We start from the raw sequence: 21,949 nt of genomic DNA, 5'->3' as shown, positions 1-21,949 counted from the left end.
AACGGGAAGCCAAGCAACACGCAAGGAACGGGAGATGACAAGCAGCCCAAAAGTGGTGGCGGGGTTTATCCCCTCGGTTGCAAGGGCAGCCTACGGTTTAAGGTGCGTTTGCCTTTGCTTAGCTAAATAGTAGACTGGCGTAGCGTACCCTTGCAACCGCCACCACAACGGCTAAATTGCAAGTGACTTGTGTGTAAATATGTGCGTATGGAGAAGCATTGGAGAAACGTAATTTATTCCGAACCGCTTCTGTGTGTTTGCCTTGCGAAAAGGAAGAAAAAAGGGGTTATTTCACCCCGTTCTTTTGTACACATGCTTTGTATTTATCGTAGTTACCTCTACAAACTGTGAAATACTTCTTTGAATTTTGATGTACTTCTTTGATTTCTTCATTATGTAGGGCTTTGTAGATAATTCCCTTTCGTGCATTTAGCCCATCTTCAATTTCCCAAATTTGAGCGACGTTACAAGTCGATGACATTTGTAGTGAATCGCATTTAAGCTGTACCTCTTTTAGCTTTATATCTTGAGTTGGATTGCTGTAGGCTATCATGGTGATGTCTCTTCCTCGATAGCTGATTTTTGTTGTGTCTTGGGCAAAGCTGTTTGAAGCGATGGCAATGGCGAAAATGCAAAGTAAATTTTTCATGTTAATTGAAATTATGAAAGTGAAACGTTGTCTGAAACCTATCAGCAACGCCTATGCTACACGAGCTACCTAAGCCACCCAAAGGGCTTGGGTGCAAGACTTTGGATAAAAAATACTATCTCGATATTTAAGCAACGAGATGGAGATTTTTTATCCAAACGGAGCTTGGTCTTGCGGCTGTCTTAGGCAGTCTCGTAAATTTGCTGTTGCTGATAGGTAGTTAGGAGGATGCCCAATTATGTAGCTGAGGTTGAGCTGAGGAAAGGTAGATAGATACCTTATCAAGCGTGTGAGCCGTGTGGAGATGGGTGGGTGCGGTTGGTAAATTTCTTTCCGATTCTTGGGTCAAATGAGCTGATTTTTGATATTATTCTTTTTGCAAAAATCAGCTTATTTGACCATCGCAAAGAAATTTTGAAGGGTTGGAGGGTGGGTGCGAAAGCTGTGCAAAAGCCCCCCGATGTCTTCGGCTTCGCTCAGGCATCGGGGTTTATAAAGCTTTCATTTATATATTTAAACTGCTCTTGTTTGAGTCTTCATATTGAAGAGCGGAACGCCGCCCGCCTCATACTTGGGGCTGTGTCTTTTCAAATGTCCTGAAAGGCTTTTTGAACTTTCTGCATAGTATTCGCAAAAAGGACATTTAAAAGTTGCTTTTTGCTTTTCTGCCTGCTTCTCGGTTTGCTTTTCAGTTTGCTTTTGCAGAATGGTTTTTGCTTTTGCAAATTGTAACTCTGCTTTTTCTCCTTCGTATTCGCTAATAAAATCTACCAAATCAATACCGCAAATATTTGCTGCGTGTACCATTGTTGAAAGTTTTCGGTTTCTTAGCGTTAGGCTGTTTAGCTTCCAAAACTCCTCACGGTATATGAGGAGTTTTTTGTAGTATATTTCAAACATTAGGCGGCTTGATTTAAAAGTTCTATATTCCATGTGGATGGTACAAAAGCATTAGGAACGCCTCCCATTTCTTTCCATCTGCGTAATAAGGCTTTATATTTTTTTCTACCCTGTTCGATAAAAGCTGCATCTTTTGAAGTATCGAAAATATATAAATCATAAGGTGCTTTTTTCTGAACTCCTACAAAAATAAACTTCATTATTTTTCTCCCTTCGGCTTCGCTCAGGGAACGGCGTGAGGTACTAACTGCATCTAAATAAAATGCTGCTTGGCGGTCGTATTCGTATTCTAAGCACGATTTTAGAAAAGCTGCTTCGCTTCGTTGGCTGGTGGTTTTGAAATCTACGATTAGATTTTGGCTTAACACCATATCAATTTTAGCTTTGCAGGGTAAATTGGTTTGGACATCATCAAATAAAAAACCTTGTTCTTTTCTTGAAAATTGTAAAGCCCATTTGCAAAATTTATTCTCTCGAACTTTGTTTGATAAATGCAAAATTTGGTCTTTATCAACTGATTCGGGGAAAATGTGGGGTGCTTTGGGTTCTAATAAAACCTCGTGGAAGGCACTGCCAAAAGCATTGACTGGTTTAAACCTTTTGATTCCAAAAATAAAATCTCTGAATTCGGTTAAATCGCTGTTTGAAATTGCTGGATATTGGCGGTAACCCCCATCCCCTAAAGGGGAGTTAATTTGTATGTTATTTTTCATATTTTTGATTAAAAATGATTAGTCTATATATTCAAATGTTTTGAAATCTACGTCTTTTGTCAGAATGACAAATCTATTTGCTTTGCTGTCGAAAGCGTCAAAATGATAAAACTTTGAGATTTCTTTAGGGCTGTACTCGGTTTTGAATACAAGCCCTTTTTTCGTTAAAAATTTATACATACCTTCGGCTACGCTCAGGCAGCAATTAATTGTTCACAAAATCTAAATGCTTCTTCGTTGATTCGGGCGGCTCCGCCTAATACGTTTCCAAAAACTTCTTCTTTATTTTTTCTTACGTGGGTTGTGTGGTGCGTAATGCCTTGTAAAAGTCCAAAAGCGGTATCGCCTAAATCAAGGCATTCTCTTTCGATTGATGCGTTTATGTTATCAATTAGATTTCTTTTTCTTGGTGAGAGTTCGGCAATACCCAATTTTTCCTCTTCGTTCATTCTTGTCAATCGCTCAACTAATGCCTTTTTGATTGAGCTGTCGATTTTGGCGGTGTGCATTCGTGCCATTTTGATATATAATTCTTTACGTTCACGCATATACGTTTCAAAGTATCTGAGTAAACCATCAATTTTTCCATCATGGTTTTTTGTGTGATGTACTTGCAACTGGCGAAAGATTTTTGAAAAGCGATTTGAGCAACGAATCATTTTTGAACTATTACCCATAAAAAAGCCTGTGCTGCTGTCGTGGCTGTTGCCGATAATCATATAATCTTTGAAATCATAGCCATAAACTTTGATTGCTTCGGTACATTCAAGAAATGCTAAAACCTTTTTTCCTCCCTCGAACTCGTCATAAGTTTGTAGCGGAAAACCTGTGATTTCTTGCATTTTTTCAACTACTTCTACAAATCTTTGGTTGGGGGTTGGTGTGTAGCTTGTTTTTGCTACGTTTAGGAGTTGACCGTTATCGTTTCTAAAAATTGCTTGGTAGTTTCTTAACTGGCTATTATTTGAATAGATGGGCTTTTGTTCGATTTCCCAAGATATGGTGTTTTGTGTTGGTTTCATTGGTTTGTAAGTTTAGCCCCATCCCTAACCCTTCCCTGATAGGGAAGGGAGTTAAAAGGAATGAGATAGTGAATTAATGAATTTAATTTTAGGCGGCTTGCTTGGCTTCTTCTAAAACCTCTGCTTTGGGTGGAATGTGGAAATTTTCGGATTTTGCCAAATAGATGGCTGTTTCTGTGATTGTATCACGTCTGAAAATTGGGTAGTCGTTGGCAAATTCTTGGAGTTCGGCAACTTTATTTTTTTCTGCGTAGTCGTAAGAAAAACGCCCAATGTACCAAGATTTATTTTCGGTTTTCGATTCGATTTTTTCGGGCTTCATGGTTAGCACTATATCAGCCAAAGTAATATCATCGTAAAACATTTGTTCGGCTAATTTATTGAGTTCTTCCAATGTGGTATTGTTGAACATGATACACGAAACACAATTTTTGTCGTCGATGAAAAATATTTCACACCACTTATCGGCACGGTCTCGGCCAAACATTGGGGCTTCAAATATTCTCCACGCAATGGGTTGAAAACTAAATTGAGTAATTGGCGAACCTTTGCCATCTAATAAAATACGCTCACCGTTGATATTAAACTGACCATTTTGGGAGTTGTAACGGTACTGCTTGGGCGAACCTGGAATGTATTTGTATTTTGGAACAAAAATTTCTTCGCCTGTTTCTTTGTCCACTTGTGGCAATAAATACAATTTGGTTGCTTGGGCTGTTTTTGCGGTGTTTGATTTACGATTTGACATAATTGAAAAGTGTTTAAAATATTGAAAATGATTAAAAAATGCTTGTTATAAACTTGAATAGTCGGGGTAAACTGGTATTGAAAAATCTTGAATTTGATGCTTTGGAATATTGATATTTAGCCTTTTTAGAACCTCGTTTCTTACCTCTAAATATTCCGATTCGGAACACTCAACGAGGTCGTCATGAATCTCAGTTGGACAAACTGCACAAAGACTGATTGAAGGATAAAAAGTAGCTTTAAAAATGATAATACAGGCATTTTCAGCTATGCAGTAAAACCAATTGCTACAAATCGAACGGAGGTAAAAAGTCTTCATTTTGGTATAACCCCTAACCCCTAAAGGGGCATTTTGTTGCTCTTTTCATACATTGGGGCATTTAATAAATATGAAAGAGTTGGTAATGATTTATAAGGTATTTTTGCTTTTCTTCGACTTCTCGCTGGTAAATGGAAGAGGAAAGAAAGAACTAAAAATCGCCACCTTTTTTAATTTTTGTGGGCTGCTAAAGCCTAATGGTTTTCAACTCGAAGCGACCCTGACCGAAGGTCAATCTGTTACCTCTCAAAGAGAGATAAACCTCTGATAAATTTGCCTCGCTGGCACGACGAACCCAAAAACGAAAACCGCCAAAAACAAAAAAGAACGCTAAATAGAATGCAGACAGTAGCTTGATAGACAAGGGCGAAGTGCGGAAACGTAGGCGAACGGAGTGAGTCCAAGTTGCACAAACGAGTTTATTTACCCTTGTCTATCAAGAAGCTACTGGCTGCAATTTTGCTGTTCTCTTTTTGTTGGCGGCTTTCGGATTGGGCGTGTCAGTGAGGTAAATTCGAGGTTTATTTTTCTTTGAGAGTGTTTGACGGGAGCTTCGAGTTTGGTTGTTAGAAAACCATTAGGATTTGGCAGGCAGCAAGGGAAGTTTTTATGAATGTTATGTCAGCCATGGTCTGCTTTTCTTTGCCTTCGCAATTCCATTGTGGACATCTCTCAGGCAACGGAGAAAAGCAGATGATGGCTACCTTATTGCAGGAGCGGCCTACGGAATCTTATTTATGAAATAACATGAAATAGTAAGATTTGGTAGGCTGCGGGTAGCCTGTGTGTAAGCAAAATAATCGGGTGGGTGTGTTAGCCGTGCGTTTGGTAAGTTGGCTATGGGCAAACGTAACAACGATTAGCCTTTTGAAAAGCCTTTGTTATGGTTGGTTATTTAGCTGACTGTGCGTTGGGTGTGGTTTGGTGGGTGGGACGTATGAATTATTCCTTATTGTAAACAAATAATTTTGTTTACCCTCGTTTTCTATTCAAAATACATAAATTTGGGTAAACTTATTAATACGACTTACGTAAATTATGGTAATTTCTTCACATCTAAAAGAAGCTAAATCGAAAAGAGATTTTGAGGCGTTAGTAGAGCCTTGGACTACATCGTGGAATTTTAAAGACTATGGTATTGATGTCTTTGTAGGAACTACAACTCGGCATACCTTAAAAGATGAACATTATCGGAATGATAACAAATACTTCGCTGTTCAATTAAAATCAACCGAACGCATTAAAATTCAAGGGGATTCGATAGTATTTAAAATCGAAACGAAGAAAATTATTGAGTGGTTTAGAACCAATATTCCAGTTATGCTCGTTTTAGAAGATTTGGAAACGGACATATTTTACTATATCTGGATTAACGATTCACTTATCTCAGATTTAGATAAAGAACCAAATTGGATAAATCAATCAACTAAATCTCTATATATTCCGAAGTCGAATATTCTATCTAAAAACACATTAAATTCCATTAGGGATTATGTGAATAACTTTAAGAATTCACCTAAAAAATTGATAGAACCTGATACATATTTTAGAATCAGGGAGTTATGCCAAGATAAAATTGAATGTTTAGATTCAATAGCAAGTAGATTCGATTTTCAAACCAACAAAATTTCGTCAGAAACTTTACATTCTAATATTGAAAATTCTATCTATCGCATCGCCATATCTGGACCTTCTCGTGCTGGGAAGAGTAGTTTGATTAATCGGCTTTTGAATAAGAACCTCTCACCCGTTGGATTTTTTCAGACAACGGGAGTACCAATCCAGATTATTTCAAGTAAAAAAGAACATGTTTCGGTATATTTTCTTGATGGTAAGATTGAAGAATATCCACTTGATGCAAAAATAATAGAACAGTTTGCTTCCCAAGACTTTAATCAAGATAATAATAAAAAAGTAAAAACGGTAGCTATAAAAGCCAAAAATAGACAGCTTGAACGTGGAATTTCGATTTTTGATATACCGGGATTAGACGACCCTAACGATAGTATTTATGACTACGCTTATCAAGCAGCATCAAAAGCGAATGTCATTTTATACTTGATAGATGCCTCATCTGCCGAAACAGGTGGATTCATTTTTCGCAGAGATATAAAGGAGCATATTGATATTTTAGGAGCAGAGGCAGACAAATTCTTTCTAATTTTCAACAAAGTAGATGTTCTATCAGATAGTACACTTTCAGAATTGAAAAAACGAATTCAAATTGATTTAAACAGGCATCAATTAGAAAACAGGGTATCGAGTAAAATTTTCTTCACAAGTACCACTTCAAAACCTCAAAAAAATCAAAACTATGATTCTATACAAAGTTTAGAGAAAGACTTATGGTCTTTTATCTTAAACAATAATAAAAATGGATTAACAAACCTTTCTGGATTATGCAGAGAAATACAATATTCGATAAGTAATTTTGAAGAAATTCTCAAAAGCCGATTGGTAGATGACGAAGCAAGAGGAAAAATAGATTCTATGATTAAAGACATACAACAAAAAGTACCTTCTTTGCACAATACTTTATTTATTCAAAAGGAAAACTTATTCAATCAACTTACTATTCAAATTGATAATGCTAAATCAAGTTTGCTAAAAAATTTGGATTCTGAATTACAAAGTATTCCTTTAACTACTTCCCTTCCAGATGAAAATATAATTAGAGATTATTTAAGAACAAGAGTAAATAATCTCATTGAAAATTGCAATCACACACACCAATATCAATTAGAGGCTATGAAAAATACGATAAATGAGCAAATTGAATCAAATTTCAAGCAACTTAGGGAATATATATACCATTATAATCAACAACAGGTGGTAGATATTTCAGAAATAGAAGGATTTAATAAACCAAGTTTTGACTATACTTCATTATTTGGTACAAGTGTATTTGCAGGTTTAGTAAGTTCATTACTAAATCCACTTGGTGGTTTAGCTATTGGAGTAATCTCTTTAATTGGGAATTTAATTTTTGGAGCAGAAGACAGAAGAATAAACCAAATCAAAAAAATAAATAAAGAGGTAGAAAATAGAATTGACAAAATTATTCCAAAAATTAAGTCTGTTTATTACAGTACAATAGACCAGCAAGTAGCAGATATTTACAATTATGCACAAAGGAAAATTAATGCTTATACACTTGATTTAGAAAACCAAATGAAAGAGTTTGGGAATCAGGTTTCGGAAGCCGAAAAAGACCTTTATCAAAGAACATTCATTGATTTAAAAGGTTTAGCTACTGACACAATAAACCTCAAAAAAGAAATTGATGAATACACAGGATTTTCAGCGTGAAAAAGCAATAAAAAATTCAGCAAAAGGTGATAAAATAGATTTGGGGGGCAAAGAACCGCAAATTGGGATTTTTGTTGATAAAACCTATCAGCTCTTAATTCAAAATAATCTTGAATGGATTAAGATTGGAGATTCGACGGTTGGAATTGTAGATGATATTCAATACGCTACAAAAGATGAAGTTCATGCTTACCAAATGAAATGGTCAGTACAGGACTCAATGCCGAAATTTTCTTATCGTAACTTTAAAGAATTGCTACCCGATTTCATAGATAGTTGGAAAGTTGTCAAAGAGCAAAATCCACTAAAAAAAATATTTTTATATATCATTACCATTCAACAACCTTCAAAAGATGATACTCTAAAATTAGGGACACAAAGCATTGGTTCTTTCTCTGATTTTTTAACTAACTATTACTCTAAAGTAAAAAGCAGAGAAGTGATTTCTGATGATTGGAATGAGTTTATAAGAAAAGAATTGTCCGAATTAAACATTTTAGCACATGACTTTAATGATTTCCTTAAAAATTTCATTTTTGAATTTGATGCCCAAAGACCAAACTATTCCGACGATAAAAATAAATGGCAAATTGAAAACAACTATAGTCGTTATAAATCATTTATTCTTGAAGAATTGCATAATCCCAAAAGCAAGGTAAAATTTACTTCGAAAGAAATTTTAAAAGTCCTCAATCTACAAACATCTACTACATTCTACCACGATTTCTTTGTTGACTATGATATTTACACGCCAAATGTTGAAACTATTATTGAATTAAATGAAGCAATTGAAAAACACACAGGTGGTTATGTTTTATTAAGCGGCAAACCCGGAACTGGTAAATCTACGCTGCTTACCGAATGGATTAAAACTCGGAATGAAAGAGTTGTAAAATACTATGCCTTTTCAAACTTATATAAAATTCAAAATATCCCTGATAGGGGAAGTGCTAAAAATTTATTTTTCGATTTGGTATTTCAAATTGCAGAAACGGGATTTTACCCTGAAAAAGTCTATCCATACAAAGATAGCATTGAGCAGATTCAAGCTACTTTTGTCAAGCAATTAAACCTTCTACATCGTGAATATTTAACAAAAGGAGAAAAGACAATTATTATCATTGATGGCTTAGACCACATTCCAAGAGAGTACAAGGTTTATGATAGTATTATCAAGTATTTACCTTCCACAGATTCGATACCAGAGGGCATTTTTATTGTACTTGGTAGTCAGACTTATAAATTTACTGATATTCACCCTTCGATTCTAAAATTACAAAATGATTCAGAGAGAAGCATTACCGTAAAGCCTTTATCTCAAAGTGTTATATTACAAATAATTGACAAAACGATTCCTTTGACCATTGATGTAAAAGAAAGGATTTATGCTTTATCAGAGGGGCATCCACTATATTTAAGTTTTATTTTAAAGAGAATTAAAGATTCAGATGATATCGAGTTTGTACTTAGTCAATTTGAGCAAATTAGTGATATAAACGACTATTACGATAATATTTGGAGAGATTACCAATACAAGTTTGAACTGATTGAAACACTCGGTTTAATCGTAAGGCTGCGTTTTGGATTTGACAGTAGATTATTAAATGAATGGAAAGTTAGTAAAGAAGTTCAATCACAATTATCATACTTTATAAATCAGTTTTTTGATAAAACATTTGATGTTTGGACAATCTTTCATAATAGTTTTAAACAATTTTTGCTACAAAAGACCGCTGTAAACCAATTTGATTTAATATTTGATGAGTCCATAGAATTAGAGTTAAATCAAAAATTAGCAGAATATAGTAAATCTTCCGCCGTTCTTACTTTTCAATTTGATAGGCTGTATTATCTTTTCGAATCTAAACAATTTGATGAATTTATTTCGATAGCCAACTCTGATTATTTTGATAAGCAATTAGAATGTTTTCGACCATATTATTTTGTTTTTGAAGATTTGCGTATGGGGCAACATATTGCTGCTGAAAGGCAGGATTTACAGTTGCTTTTACGATTTGCTTTCTTTTCTGCTGAATTTTCGAGAAGAGCTTGGAGTTTTAATCAAGATACTTTTTTTGATTCTTCCTCAGAAATCATTGAAAATGATATATTGAAACAATACCTTTTCTTGCCTTCTGATGATATAAAGACTCTTAAATCAAAAATGAAGTTAGCACAGTTCTATTATGCAAATGGTAAAAAGACTGATGCAAAACTACTTTATAGAATGGCAAAGCCAGTTGAAGTTAATGAAAATAGTATTTTTATTTCAGAAAATAGACGCTTTGGTTTTAGGGAGGAAATAAAAGAGTTATTAAAAGAGTGGGTTCTAATAGTACACTATTTTAGCTCGATTACAGAAGTAATTAATCAAATAAAAAATCTTAAAATCGAAAGAGAAGATGAAACCCCGCATAACGATTACTATGTAAAAGATAGTGTAAAATTAAAAAGTGAATTAATAAATCGTCTTTTGGAATTTCTCATTGAAACAAAAGAAAGTGAGAAAATTAAAGATTTTATAAATTGTCTTGATTTTTCAATCAAAGAAAATTTGAATTTCTACATCAATATTTTAGAAGAAGTAGTCTATTATTTTATTGACGAAAAAGATGAAAATTCAGCCCAACAAATGCTTTCTGTTCTGTTGAACTTGGAAAAAGATAATACTTTTGTTGATGCACACAAAATAAGGGTTGCCTACCTTGTATTTAGGGTGTCGAATGACAAAGAAACAATCTTGAAATTGATTGAAAATGTTGAGCTACCTCGATTGAAATTTGAATATAATATTGATGAGAGTAAGCCTAATGAGGTTTTATTATACAAAATGTTGGTCTTACAACTTACATTTGGAAAAGAAATCAAATTTTCTGAGGTGTTTTCTTTAACAAAAGATGCTGAAACAAATGTAGGTATTGAGTTTGAACGCATCTTTTACTACTTGGCTAAGTTAAGAATTGAATCAGAAAATAACACCGAAATTGATATTCGTAGAATTAGTCCGATAGTAAGCTACTTTTATCAAGACCATGACAGGTTTCGTCATAGAACTTGGAGAGAAATTGTTGATAGGAAAAAAGATACCGTTTTGCTTATGATTAACATTGTCAGCCTATACGATATTGATTCTATACAAAAACTTTGGAAGTTTTACTTACAACAATTCGAAGAATATCCGAAATATTGGGGAAGTTTTGATTTTAAAATAACAATTCTGATAAAACTATATCGGATAGGTTTAGACAAAAATGAAGTAAAAATATATTTACAAGAATTTGGTAAAGAATCCGTCAAACAAGAATCTGGTTTGGATGGACGCATAGAGCAATCCTTAAAATTATCAGGGTATTGGGCTGAATTGGGAGAAAATGACAAAGCGAAAGAATGGTTGTTGAATAGTTACAAAGAATCTCTTGGTGTTGGGTACAGAAAAGACTATCAGATTCAATTTTGGATGAAATGGATAGAGAAAATTAACAAGATTGAACCTGAAAAGGCATATTTAAGGCTTGAATGGTTAAATTCTATCAATTCTCATGTAGAAAGAACAACCGAAAATGCGGGAACGGATATTTCTGAACCACTTTTAAAAGAAATACTACGAATCAATTTATTAGATGGTGTAATCCAACTAAAATGGCAGTTAGAACAAGACTTAATCGGATATAGCTCGTCTCTAAGTTTATTTATAGAAACTGCTCTAAAAAATACCAACCAAAATAACTTCTATATACTTTTTGATGTTTGGGGTAAACTGTTTATTTATACCCATCGGTATAGTGATACTGACTTACTAAAAAAGATAATTACTCGTGCAAAGGCAATATTTGCAGTTAATCAATATGATAATTTTCTCAATAAACTTCGATATTATTTATCTGTCAACCCGATTTCGGAGTTTAGGGAGTTGTATTATGAAGTCCTCATTGATTTTGGAATTGACTTTGAAACAGATTTAGAAATACTGAAACCAACATTAGAAGAAAAACAACCAAAAAATCTGAAACTAAATGATGGTAAAGAATTAAATGTTGATGAAGTCAATGATACAATAAATTCATTTGAAGATATTTGGGCGTATTTCATAAAGCAAGATAATTCGTATTCTAATGAATTTGACTGGCAACCTGTCTTTGAAAAGCAGAAAAACTACCTTAATGAATCTAATATTCGCAAATTATTTGATTTTTTGAAGGGAAGAAGCTACGAAAGAGAAAAATTGTTTTTCGATTTAGCCTCTCTTTCAATTAAAAAAGGTTTTACGACTATTGGTAAAGAAATTACTTACCAAATTTTAAGTAGTTCGAGTAATACTTGGTTGCATCATTACGATGGAGCAAAAAGGTTAGAAGCGTTTAGACTTTTGATAGAAATTGATGGAGAAAAAGCAAGAAAAGAGGCTTTTACAGATTATTCAGCAAAGACAGTAGATAATCATTCGAGTGATTTATTTGAAATTGAGAAAATATTAGAAGTAATCTACCCTAATTATCATGTGAAAGATGTTTGGCAAGAAATGGAATCATACTTAAAAAGATTGCTTGCCACCGCCGATATAAATACAAACTTACCCAAATTTAGCCAACAGAAAAAAGACCTTGATTATGTAATTGCAGATTTACTTTTGTTCTATTCTGACCAAAATGTGCTAACTCTTTCACAAACCGCAATAGCTATTTATATCAAATGTCTTTCGGAAGGTAATGAGGGGTTTATAGTACGATTGAAAACATATTGTCTTGAAAGTACATATAAAAGCCAGCTAAATTCAATTCAAATTCTTTATTGCACTTCGGCAGCAAATAATGAGGTATTAAAAAACTTCTTTGACGAGCTTAGGGTTTTAACTAAGTCAAAACTTTTTGAAGTGAGCAATAAGGCTAAAGATTTATTATACGAATATACAGATTACGAAGAGGAGTACATAAGCCATTTTCAAAAAGAATCGAACTGGAAACTTTATAGGAATAAATTACTTCTACAAAATGAAAAATCTAATGATTTCAATATTAGATTTAAAAATGAAGAGGTACAAATTGAAGATATATTAAATATGTCTGAAAATATTGTTAGAGTTTTATCGGACATATTGGGCCTTGGTGAACACGTTTGGGAGAGTAAAATACTATCAATCTGTCAAATAATCGAAATACAACCAGAGTTTCAAAATTACTTTATCAAAACACCACAATACTTAGAAATAGAATCAAGACGCTTTATATTAGGATTTATCATTGCAAAAATTGCTAATAATTTATTGTTAAAAGAAATTTATGATTTAGGATTCATTCAGCAAGAGTTTGTTGAGATTTTCGATTATTTGACCAACTCAATAGATAAAGACTATCCCAAAATTGAAATCCACCAAAGACCAAAATTTATTAACGGAATCATTCATGAAGGGTTTAAAGAATATGGGGACAAATCTCACTATCACCTGAAAGATGACTGGTATTTAAACGTTGGACAAAATCTTGATAATTACCAGTATCAATATAATGATTTTGTTATTATTGCTGAATCAAGTTTTATTAGATGCTTAGGGAATGATTTAGAATGTGAAGCAAGAAATACATTTATTTCAAGGATGAACAGACAAATTTATAATCCTCATTTTCCATTTGAACAAGTGAATCATCGTTTAATTGAAGATTATTCGAATTTACAATTAACTGACCGAGATTTAATCATTTTGAATGCAAGCAATTTTATACAACTATGCCCTGAAAGGTCTTCATATTGGGTAGTTTTTAATCCAGCTATTGCTATTCAAATGGGGTGGAAATTGTGTAAAGAAGGACTTTTTAGATGGCAGGATAAAGATGGAAATTTAATGGTTGAATCCAAATTTTGGATTGATGGAAATACTTTTACTAAACCTCCACACTTTAAAAGCGAGGCGGGTGCAGGATGGTATGTGATAGCTTCAAATAAGGCCTTTGAGCAATTAAAAAACAAATTTAAACTCAAACACCATACTATTTTCATCCGTAAACAAAGAAATCAAGATAATATTTGGTCTGAAAAATCTGCATCGAGTACTTCAATAATATTGTAAGAATATGCTTTTAGTTATTAGAAGAAAACCAAGCTATATAATCTGTCCGATTTTTCATCGGGACAACCATTGGTAAAAATCCATCAACATTTATTCATAAGATGGTTTTGTTTGATAATATTTAGCAAAAAATGATACAATTTTCATAACTTTACACGATAAAATTTGATTCGTATAGATAAAAAAACAGTGATTTTCTAACATATTGATTAGCGTTTAGCTGAAGTTCCTGCATCTGAAATCTGGTAAATTAATGTAACAGGGAAGTGAAGTATAAACGCCCATGCTATGCGTGGGCGTTACTTTGCTTTGTTACAGGGCTTACCAGAGCCTCAGGTGCAAGTATAGGTGGCGACTCACGCTTATTTTTTCTGGGGTATGGTCAATCAAAAAATAAATATTTCATTGGAGGTTTCGCCTGAAAATGCTTTGCTTCTTAGTGTACTTATCCAAAATGGTGTCGGTGGCCAACAAAGTGCCGAAAAGCTATTTTCGGCTACTGCAAAACAAGATTTAATATCTATTGGTCAGGAGATTATTAATCAAATTACTGCTAAAACTGATTTTGATTTGCTTCGCATTAAGAATGATTTATTGGGTGGAATTGAGCAGAATTAGTTTGGGAAATTTGGGAAGTTTCCTAATAAGTGATTTCCCTGATTTCCCAAATTTTTTACATCCCCCCACCCCCTTCGGCTGGCTTCGGCTTCGCTCAGCCACCGATGCCTTTCCGTCGTTGCTCAACCATTGTCACTCTGCTACTATAGTTATGCTCTACCACCGTTGTATTATTTGATAAGTTTTGTATTATTGTTAGGTTTGGCATAATTGGTAGTCTTTGCCGATTGGGGTGTGTTCGATGATGCCATGTTCTTGCATGAAACGGATGTAGTTTTTTGCCATTCGGTCGGTTACGCCCATTGTTTCGGCTAAGAAATTCATTAGCTGAGAATAGTTTATTTTTTCTTTGTCTTTGAATAGTTCGGTGGCTGCATTTGTTAAGTCGTCAATTTTCCTCTGCTGTTTGTGTTCTTTTGGTTTTTCTCCAATGTGTACGTGGTAGCCTTTTTCTTTGTCCCATGCAAATTGAATCAGTGGCACATCAAGTGGACTACCCGAACGTACTTTTAGGGCTTTGATGCAGCTTATATCGGTGTTTTCGTCTTTCTCGATGCAAAGGATTCCCGCTGATTTACGTTGAAGTTCTGAGCCGAGGTGTCCACGTAATTTGACACCACTTGGTACGAGGTGCAATACGCAAGCGATGCAGGTTTGATAAATGCCGGCCATTCGATGCAGCTCTTCGATGAGGTTTACACTTTCTCGTTCGTCGTTTAGGCTGCCGATTAAATCGCCAATGCCATCAATGACAACGGCATGAACACCATTAAATTGATGATGGAATTTATCAACAGATTGCATAATGACGTGCATTCGTTCTCGGCGGCTCAAATTAATGAGGCAGTATGCTTTGAACCATTCGGGTGGAGCATCTAATTCGCAACGTTGCAAGATGTAGTTGAGGTTTCGGTAGAGCTGGTCTTCGGATTGCTCAGTATCGAAATAAAGTAGGGCTTTGCCTGACAGGTTGGGTAAAACTTGTGTACCCAAACTATCTACTTTTTGACCTGCTTGGGCTAATGCTCCTGCAATCATTCCACCGAGGAAATTGGATTTCCCTGAGCCTTCGTTGCCTGTGATTCCCAATAGATTGCCTTGGCTGCCGATGGTTACGCCTGCTATGGTTACTAAGGGTTTGGGGATTTTTGGAGGGCGTTTGAAATCAATTTCGCATGACTTGAGCATGGCGAAAGTCTGGGCGTATAAGTTTTCGAGTAATTGATTGAAGAGTATTTTTAGTTCTTCAGCAGTATGGCCGAGTCGGAAAAAGTCGGAAATGTCTTTTTCTGTTTTTATGCCAGAAAGTGGTAGGAGCATTACTTTGATGTCGAAATCTTTTAGTTTTTGTTGGTGATATGTGGCTGCATCAAGTCCTGCTTGGTCAACATCGTATAATAAAACTATGTGGCGAAAACGGTATGATAGTTTGCGAACCACTTCGGGAGGGATGGTTGCATTTTCGGAATTGAAGCAGATTGCGAAGAAGCCATGAGCGTGTAATGTTATGACATCTTTTTCTCCGCCAGTGATAAAAAGTACATCACCACGTGGTGGCAGGTGGTCAAGTCCGAAAACATAGTTATCGGACTTTTCACCCAAAAAGAGAAAACGTAGTTCGGAATTTGGGCGATAAACTTTGATAAAATGTTTGTGCTTATAGCCAAATATGGGCTCTGTCTCAGTACTTTGAATGGTGTATTGTTTGCCATTCTTATTGGTAGCAATGAAACTTTGGATGCTATTCACATTGAAGGTTTCTAAGACAGTTTGGGTAATGTTATATTTTTGCCAGAAACTTAGTTCGGCCTGCGATAAGTCTTTGAAAGTTATTTGTTCGATGCTATTTGATGTATTTTCTGGGGTTTCTTTGATTATAGGTATTGGATTAGGCATAGGCTTGGAAGCACTGTTTAGCAGTACTTCCTGCTTGATTATGTTGATTACTTTTTTGAAATCATCTCGGTCTGCAATGTTTAGATTATTGAGAGCAGCCACGAAAGAGAAACAGTCGCCATTGAAACGATTATCACCAAAATCTTTGATTTTATAGATACCCGATTTTTTATCAAGGTAGATATTGCATGATGCTTTGGTATCTTGATAGAAAGGATTTAGAAAACTCTTTCCGATTTTAAATTGTACTGGTAAGAAATGTTTGAACACAGTAAGGCCACCTTGGGTTTTGCCCAAAATTTCATTTTTTGTCATACTTGATAGTGTTGTTATGGACGAGGAGATGTGTCCATTAGGTGATGTAAATTCCTTTGAGAATGTGTGTATCCCCCTTCTCCTTCGAGGAGAAGGAGGATGTTTTACTCAGAATACTTTAGCCATTTTGTTTGATTGAGGATTTATCTTCTTTGTTCCTAAAGTGTTATTTAACCTTATCTTTTTCAAGCATTTTCTTAATGTCTTGATAATCGTAGAACATTTTGCCTCCGAGCTTGGTATATGGTAGTTTACCCGAAACTCTTAGGTGTTGGAGTGTACCTGGTGAGATATTGAGTAGTTTTCGTACTTCATAAGACTGAAGGTATTTGGTGGTTGTGGTGTTTGCAGGGTTACTGATTACATTTTTTAATTCAGTAAGGAGGTCGTGTTTGAATTGCAGTAAGTCTTCTTTTGTTATAATTTCTACAGCCATTGTTTGATTAAAATAAGTTGTTTTGTGAAAAAGCATACATAATTGTACAATTATGTATGCAAATTTCGATAGTATAATGGCTTTGAATTCAGTATGTAGTGGTATGTAGGAAAAACATTTTTTTTGACACGATTAACTATCAATTGACATAAGAAAAGTTTGACAGTCAATAAAATGAATATATTTTGTTTGAAAAGTGGTAGATGAATGTAAGACTAATTACCCAGCTCTTCATCAATTTTTTCAAGTAATGATTCTTTTAAAGTATCTAAATATTGAGTTGGATTTTTCCTGTTTTTGATTTCGGAGTAAATTCGATAGATATTGCTGAGGTCTTTGTTAAAAACCTGTCCAAAAATATCGGCGATTTCGGATAACTCTACTTTTCCTTTATTGATGCTTGTGGCAGTATGTATAGCATAAATTAATTCTACTAAGTCAATCTTTTTATCCGTCCACTGATAGGTGCCTACCAATCCAACAGGAAAAGCATTTTGAGTATTTTTATCAAGTTTCGTAATTTCTGTTTGTACATAAGTGATTAACAACTCATAAGCAAAAATTTTTGCGACTTTAAAATCCAGTGCCGTTGAGAATGTGTTATCAAAGCAAAACTTAGTTCGAGAGATAATTCGTCTGATTCATGTCTTCTGACAAAGAATTGCTGGTCAAAAGCATTTCCTTCAGAACGTAGGTAATTATATATTTCATCATTATCCTTGATAAATCGGTATATTTTTTTTATTTCCTTTAGGTAATATTCTTTTATCAACTCATTATTTATAGGAGGTTTTTTGAATTCAATATGATAGCATTCTACATGAAAAATAAGTTGTGATAAGAATTTAGGTTTAGTCGTCTTGAAAAATGAGATTTCTTCTTCTATGTTTTTAAAAGGGTTATTTTGGATATGAACTTTTAGTTTTTTTAAGAATTTTTGGCAGACATTAATTGCTTTTAGAGATTTGTGTATTTGGTTTTCTTCGTCAATGATATTTAATTCTTCTATCATCGAATTTAGTAGGCTGTTCATACAACAATATATTTGAATTGGTGTAAATCCTTACTTGAAAGGAGTTTTAGTGTATATTTAATAACTTAAAAAGGTTATACATAAGAGTTTTTTATGCTTCAGTGGAATAATTCCTCAATAGGTATAACGCTTGCTTCATTGGGCAATGGAATATCTAACGACAAAGATAGCGATGGAATAATACTTGTTATTGAGTAATATTTTATTGATTCTCCCTTCTTAATATTGCCTCCATACCATATTAAAGGTACATGTGTGTCATTGTTGTAAGCACTATAATGCGAAGTTCCATATTTCAAGTTTCGCATCCAACCTGGATAGAATTGGATGTATATATCACCAGAACGATTATGATTAAAACTATTTTTTATGAATGAACCTAAATCGTTATTTAATAATGATTGATTCTTAAAACTTGGGATAAATATATTCTTTATACCATCTAAGCCAAAAAGGTATTCTTCCGTTTTTGCTAATAGTTTTTGTTTATCAGGTACTTGATTATTTACATAAACTTGAGTATTATCCATATAACTAATACAATTGTTTATTCCGAAGTCTTGAAATAGTTTATTGTTCAAATATGTTTTTAGCGAATCAGTATCATAAAAGCCTGATGCTACATTCACCTCTTTTAGAAAGTCAGGATTATCACTGGAAGCATGGTCTGCTGTTAGGAAAAGAATGTATTTTTCTTTCCCAATTTGAGTATCTAAAAAAGTTATTAATCGTGCTAAATCTCGGTCTAACCGTAAATATGTATCTTCCAATTCTTTTGAACGAATACCGAAATCATGCCCTACTTTATCGGTACTTGAAAAACTTATAGATAAAAAATCTATATCGGAATGCTTACCAAGTTTTTCTTGTTTAATTGTCTCTATAGCAAAATCAGTAAGAAGTGTATTTCCGAAAGGTGTTTCAGCTAAAATACGATAACCACCATTTTGCTCTTTTAACTGCTTCAAATTATATGGAAAAGTAGCATTAATTTTTCCTTTATATATTCGTTCAAGAGTCACATCATCATTATTACTATTGATATATTTTTCGATTGGAAGAAGTAAATCCCAAGTTTTATTTAGAAAAAAATCTGGTAACATTTGAGCATTAAAGGAACTTGTCCAATTAGGGATTTTTTTATTATAAAATGTACTACTTACAAAGTTTCCAGTTCGTTCGTCATACCAGAAAGCAAAATCAGCCAAATGTCCGACTGGTAATATTGCTCCTCGGTCTTTTAATGAGATTCCTATTACTTTTGAGCGTTTATTTGAAAAAAGCTTTAACTCGTCAGTAAATGTACTTGCCAATAAGTTTCGAGGAGAAGCACCTATTGATTTATTATTTACAGTTTCATTTCCAATAATTTGCTCCAAACTATCATCTACGCAATAAATTGTTTTGTTTTTATCTCTCAAAAACCAATTATTCGCAATTATTCCATGGTTAGCAGGTGTTGTACCAGTATAGATTGAAGCATGGCCTGGTGCTGTTTCGGTTGGAACATAATTATAATGGACATTTTTTAAATTTAACCCTTCATTTATTAATTTCTTGAAACCATTTTCCGAATAATTCTTTTGAAATCTATATAAATACTCGGCTCTCATTTGGTCAACAACAATACCTATAACTAATTTAGGTTGTTCCTTTGCTTGCGAAAAGCTTTTAGAGCAAATTATCAGAAAAAAAACAGTAAAAATCAATATTGTTTTCATGTTAAACGCTTTTAAGGAAATGTAAAATTTTAAACTTGTAATGATAAATCGAAAGAAAAATCAACTTATAATCAAGCAATTAACGTCATTTATACATTCTAAATATTACTAAATAAATACTTCTCTTTACTTGATGAACGTATTTAATAAACAAGCGATAATATCCATTAACTTCGTACATTAACTTTTTGATAATTAGCTAAAAATATACTCAGCACAATATCAGTTAGTGGATGAGAAAATAAGCCTCCAATGGCTTGCAATAGGCCTGTTATGACATCCACTCCAATTTTTACACAATCATATGATGTGCAGCGTATAACGAGTAGATGCTGCTGAGATTTGGGTTTCATAGCCATAATTATCATAAATAGTTCTGATTTTCGAGATAAATCTGATGTATCATTAAGACAACCTATTAATAAGAAAGTATAAGTAGCTACTACTTTGGGAGTAAAAAAGGTTTGGCTCGAAGAAAATATCAATGAATAATAGGTCTTTATTCTCTTATATGAAAGACATTAAATGGTCTTTATATCATTTTTTTCATGGGTACTATCTCCACAATTTACCCACTCAACGTAGCTAATTTTTCTCCTTCGATAATCATTCTTTCAAAATCAGTAGCAATGACTTCAGCACTCACGTCGCTATCTACTAAGCTGCATATCTTTTTGTAATGCTCCATTATTTGCGTGCTTGCAATTTCTTCTTTTCCATTAGCGATTGGTTGGCATTTACGCTATCTAAAATAACTAATTACAGTGTTCCCACAATTTCTATCAGGTTAGCAGTATCAATAAAAATTTCATTTCTTGTAAATTATTTAAAATTATTTGTTTTCTACAGCGTGTTCATATTTGAAAGTCAATGCAAAAGCAATTCCGATTATTAAAGCTCCCTACGGGTCAAGTGGCTCTAAGCTATTTAGGTACAAAGAGGTTATATTTGGCGTATATTCGCCTTCGTACTGCCCTAATCTTTTGAGTGATGTGTAGGGGATATATCCCAATTCTTTGATGCACCGTTTATTGAAATTCTCATTGGTAAGATAATCTAAGTGCGATTTACTGGTAATAAGCATCAGCTTACCGTTGGTCGGAAAATCATTGCCAAATATAATACGGTTGGCATTTCTAAAATTTGTGGTAGTATGTCGGGCGTGTGGTTCTGCAATAACGTCTGTGGCAGGAATACCGCAATGTTCAATAAGGTATTTTCTCATTTCAATGGCTTCGCAATGAGGGGTTTGAAATGGGTGAACTTGCCCGCCACTCACAATAATAAATGGTGCAGTACCTTCTTTATATTTTGCAGCGGCAATTTGACAACGTAACTTTCCGTGTGGACTTAACGGAATATTGGCGTATTCTGGCCCTTCGCCCAATACCAAAATGGCGGTATAGGGGTATTTATTCCAAGTAGTGATTTTGGCTTTTTGGTATGCTTGACTATTGGTTAAACTTAATGGGCGAAACCTAATGGCTTCATCTCGGTTGTTTATTTCGAGTAAAAGTGTTGCCATACTTAATGAAGACTGGAAAAAAAACTTATATCCTTTTCCCTCATAAATCGCTTCTTTTTTGAATAATTGATTGAGTAAGTCTTGGTAATACTTACTTTTGACCTCATAAGTAGCTGAATCAATTTTGGGATAGAGTAAACCATCGTTTAAAGCATAGGCTTTTATGATGTAATTAGAAGCATTGGCAGCATCTTTCCACGCCTTAGCTACTATTTCTTCGCCTGTGTCATTTTTATATAATTCAAAATAACCACTTGGTAATAGGTGATTGTTTACTAAATTTTTTAATGCTTTTGACGTTTGATACAAGCGTTTGAATTCACTCGCAATCGTTTCTTTCTCAGCATCTGACCATAATACCTTGTCAATAAAACAAGCCGTTTGTTCATCGCATTTATAAACAGTATTTTTAAAAGTTTCTATCTTTTCATTGGTTAATTTCTTAAAAAAAACATCATTATTGATTGTTTGAGCTACTTCTGGCACATATTGAAGCAAAGTATAAAAATAAAAAATTCTATCACCAATTGGATTTTGACTTTTAAGAGGCACATAGCTTTTTTGAAAAAAATTGTTTTGAGCCAAAAGGTTACCACCAAAACTACTCATTAACAACCCAAAAAAGAATAAAATTTTAAGAAAATGTTTCATCTGAAAACGGTTTTATAGTTTTAAAAAGCAGTAG

General features: G+C 33.8%; 14 protein-coding genes and 1 pseudogene. 4 read left to right on the top strand and 11 right to left on the bottom strand.

The window, feature by feature from the left end:
- Positions 1–286: 286 nt before the first annotated feature.
- The 6 genes from IEX65_RS03705 to IEX65_RS03680 all read right to left on the bottom strand — a co-directional run bounded on the left by IEX65_RS03705 (position 287) and on the right by IEX65_RS03680 (position 4,350).
- Complete coding sequence (locus IEX65_RS03705; RefSeq protein ID WP_188764662.1) at positions 287–649, bottom strand: hypothetical protein; 363 nt, start codon at positions 647–649, stop codon at positions 287–289.
- 513 nt (positions 650–1,162) lie between these two features.
- Positions 1,163–1,549 carry a hypothetical protein gene (locus tag IEX65_RS03700; RefSeq protein ID WP_188764661.1) on the bottom strand — a complete coding sequence of 129 codons (387 nt, stop codon included), beginning with the start codon at positions 1,547–1,549 and terminating at the stop codon, positions 1,163–1,165.
- Positions 1,549–2,262, bottom strand: a complete 714-nt coding sequence (locus tag IEX65_RS03695; protein WP_188764660.1) for a PD-(D/E)XK nuclease-like domain-containing protein — start codon at positions 2,260–2,262, stop codon at positions 1,549–1,551. The genes IEX65_RS03700 and IEX65_RS03695 overlap by 1 nt, the downstream gene beginning before the upstream one ends.
- 194 nt (positions 2,263–2,456) lie before the next feature.
- On the bottom strand, positions 2,457–3,284 hold the full coding sequence (locus IEX65_RS03690; RefSeq protein WP_188764659.1) for a DUF932 domain-containing protein: 828 nt from the start codon (positions 3,282–3,284) through the stop codon (positions 2,457–2,459).
- 88 nt (positions 3,285–3,372) lie between these two features.
- Complete coding sequence (locus IEX65_RS03685) at positions 3,373–4,032, bottom strand: hypothetical protein (protein WP_188764658.1); 660 nt, start codon at positions 4,030–4,032, stop codon at positions 3,373–3,375.
- Positions 4,033–4,077: 45 nt separating this feature from the next.
- Positions 4,078–4,350, bottom strand: a complete 273-nt coding sequence (locus IEX65_RS03680) for a hypothetical protein (protein ID WP_188764657.1) — start codon at positions 4,348–4,350, stop codon at positions 4,078–4,080.
- A 70-nt stretch (positions 4,351–4,420) separates the two neighbouring features.
- Here IEX65_RS03680 and IEX65_RS03675 point away from each other — a divergent pair, with 70 nt between their 5' ends.
- From IEX65_RS03675 to IEX65_RS03660, 4 genes are all read left to right on the top strand, one after another.
- The gene (locus tag IEX65_RS03675) at positions 4,421–4,618 is read left to right on the top strand and encodes a hypothetical protein (protein WP_188764656.1); all 198 of its coding nucleotides are present in this window, start codon (positions 4,421–4,423) and stop codon (positions 4,616–4,618) included.
- A gap of 770 nt (positions 4,619–5,388) precedes the next feature.
- Complete coding sequence (locus tag IEX65_RS03670; RefSeq protein WP_188764655.1) at positions 5,389–7,659, top strand: dynamin family protein; 2,271 nt, start codon at positions 5,389–5,391, stop codon at positions 7,657–7,659.
- A complete protein-coding gene (locus IEX65_RS03665) occupies positions 7,634–13,720 on the top strand; it encodes a P-loop domain-containing protein (RefSeq protein WP_188764654.1) in 6,087 nt (2,028 codons plus the stop codon). Before IEX65_RS03670 ends, IEX65_RS03665 begins: the two co-directional genes overlap by 26 nt.
- A 378-nt stretch (positions 13,721–14,098) precedes the next feature.
- Complete coding sequence (locus IEX65_RS03660) at positions 14,099–14,338, top strand: hypothetical protein (RefSeq protein WP_188764653.1); 240 nt, start codon at positions 14,099–14,101, stop codon at positions 14,336–14,338.
- A gap of 195 nt (positions 14,339–14,533) precedes the next feature.
- Here the strand turns inward: IEX65_RS03660 and IEX65_RS03655 are convergent, their stop codons facing one another.
- From IEX65_RS03655 to IEX65_RS03630, 5 genes and pseudogenes are all read right to left on the bottom strand, one after another.
- On the bottom strand, positions 14,534–16,549 hold the full coding sequence (locus IEX65_RS03655; protein WP_188764652.1) for a toprim domain-containing protein: 2,016 nt from the start codon (positions 16,547–16,549) through the stop codon (positions 14,534–14,536).
- A gap of 166 nt (positions 16,550–16,715) precedes the next feature.
- Positions 16,716–16,985 carry a helix-turn-helix domain-containing protein gene (locus IEX65_RS03650; protein WP_188764651.1) on the bottom strand — a complete coding sequence of 90 codons (270 nt, stop codon included), beginning with the start codon at positions 16,983–16,985 and terminating at the stop codon, positions 16,716–16,718.
- A gap of 215 nt (positions 16,986–17,200) precedes the next feature.
- Positions 17,201–17,997 (bottom strand): annotated as a pseudogene (locus tag IEX65_RS28005) (RteC domain-containing protein).
- Positions 17,998–18,116: 119 nt separating this feature from the next.
- On the bottom strand, positions 18,117–19,739 hold the full coding sequence (gene pafA, locus IEX65_RS03635) for an alkaline phosphatase PafA (RefSeq protein WP_188764649.1): 1,623 nt from the start codon (positions 19,737–19,739) through the stop codon (positions 18,117–18,119).
- A 901-nt stretch (positions 19,740–20,640) separates the two neighbouring features.
- Positions 20,641–21,915, bottom strand: a complete 1,275-nt coding sequence (locus IEX65_RS03630) for a YdcF family protein (protein ID WP_188764648.1) — start codon at positions 21,913–21,915, stop codon at positions 20,641–20,643.
- Positions 21,916–21,949 lie beyond the last annotated feature (34 nt).

Origin of the sequence: Emticicia aquatilis (genome assembly GCF_014644295.1) — a bacterium.
In the GTDB taxonomy this organism is placed as follows: Bacteria; Bacteroidota; Bacteroidia; order Cytophagales; family Spirosomataceae; genus Emticicia; species Emticicia aquatilis.
The sequence above is the reverse complement of the archived record's forward strand: the minus strand, read 5'-3'. Positions and strand labels throughout refer to the sequence as shown.